The organism is Candidatus Hydrogenedentota bacterium, from assembly GCA_018005585.1.
Classification (GTDB): Bacteria; Hydrogenedentota; Hydrogenedentia; order Hydrogenedentales; family JAGMZX01; genus JAGMZX01.
Genome location: JAGMZX010000265.1, coordinates 2,278 through 3,937, shown reverse-complemented (window position 1 = coordinate 3,937; position 1,660 = coordinate 2,278). Strand labels below are relative to the sequence as shown.

Here is a 1,660-nt window from a genome sequence, read left to right as displayed (position 1 = left end):
TGTAACGCCGGTCCCGGTATCCTTCCGGACTGGACAGCCGCGGTTCCGGCGCGCTAGGCTCGCAGGCGCGCGGTAGCGATGCGCGTGCCGCGCGAATAGCCGCTGGAGAGGGTTTCATGATGCGCCGCGAACACCGCCTTGTCCGAATCGCCTACGCTTTGCTGCCGGTTCTTTTCCTGACCGCCGTTCCCGCCGCGTGTACGCCGTACACGCCCGAGTTCCTGATGCTGCCGATGAGCGACGGCGCGAAACTGGCCACGGACGTCTACAAGCCTGCGGGCGAAGGCCCCTGGCCGGTCATCCTCATGCGCAGCACTTACGGGCGCGGCGGCGGCAATATCGAAGAAACGCTGAACGACGGCTACGCCATGGTCATCCAGGACGTGCGCGGCATGGGCCAGAGCGAGGGCGAGGCCTATGTCTTCAACGCGGACGGCTGGCGGCCCGGCCTCACCGACGGCGCGGACACCGTCGCCTGGATCAAGGCGCAACCGTGGTGCAACGGCGTGATCGGCACGCAGGGCGGCTCGGCCCTGGCCATCACGCAGATGCTGCTCGCGCCCGCCACGGCGGACCTGCGCGCCCAGTTCCTCGAAGTCGGGCCGTCGAGCATGTACCACGACGTGGTGTACAACGGCGGCGTGTTCCGCAAGTGCCTCATCGAGGGCTGGCTCAAGGCGATCAAGCAGCCGCACCTGATCGCGGTATACAAGGCCCACCCGGCCTACGACGAGTTCTGGACCTTCTACAACGTCGTGCCGAAGGCGGGCGACGTCACCGCGCCCGGCCTGTTCGTCGGCGGCTGGTACGACATCTTCAACCAGGGCACGATCGACGCCTTCCTCGCGCGCGAGCAGAACGGCGGCGAAGGCGCGCGCGGCAAGAACTACCTCGTCATGAAATGGTCCGGCCACGGCGCCGACAACAAGGACTCCGAATATCACTACAATCGAAACCGCTTCGACCTGAAGATCAGCGAATTGCGCGAGGCGTTCTTCGCCTGCTATCTCAAGGGCGACGCGCATGCGCTGGACAACTGGCCGAAGGTCCACTACTACACGATGGGCGACGATTCGAGCCCCGGCGCGCCCGGCAACGAATGGCGCACGGCCGATACGTGGCCGCCATTCGAGACCACGCAAACGCCGTTCTACCTGCACCCCGACGGCAGCCTCGCCGCCGCCCCAGCGCAGTCCGAAGCATCGCTGACGTTCCCGTTCGACCCCGCGAACCCGTTCCCGACCCTCGGCGGGCCGAACCTGCTCATCCCCTTCGGGCCCTTTGACCAGCGCCGCATCCGCGAAGGCCGCACGGACCTGCTCCTCTTCGCCACCGCGCCGCTCGAAGCGCCGCTCGAGGCCACGGGCCGCGTCTCGGTCACGCTCTACGTCTCGACCGATGCGCCCGACACCGATTTCACGGCGAAACTGCTCGATATCTGCCCCGAGGGCGACGAACGCGAGATCAATATCCTCGACGGCGTCGTCCGCGTGAAACACCGCGACAGCCTCGAGACCGCCGCGCCGCTGCTCACCGGGCCGGACCAGGTCGTCCAGGTTTCCATCGACCTCTGGAGCACCAGTTGGATTTTCAACACCGGCCACCGCATCGGCCTGCACATCTCGAGCAGCAATTACCCCCGCTTCGAGGTCAACCCGAA

General features: G+C 66.6%; 1 protein-coding gene. It reads left to right on the top strand.

Translation table 11 applies throughout. The features are described 5' to 3' along the window. Positions 1-116 precede the first annotated feature (116 nt). Positions 117-1,660 (top strand): CocE/NonD family hydrolase (locus tag KA184_23495; GenBank protein ID MBP8132555.1); only part of this gene is annotated, 1,544 nt, incomplete at its 3' end.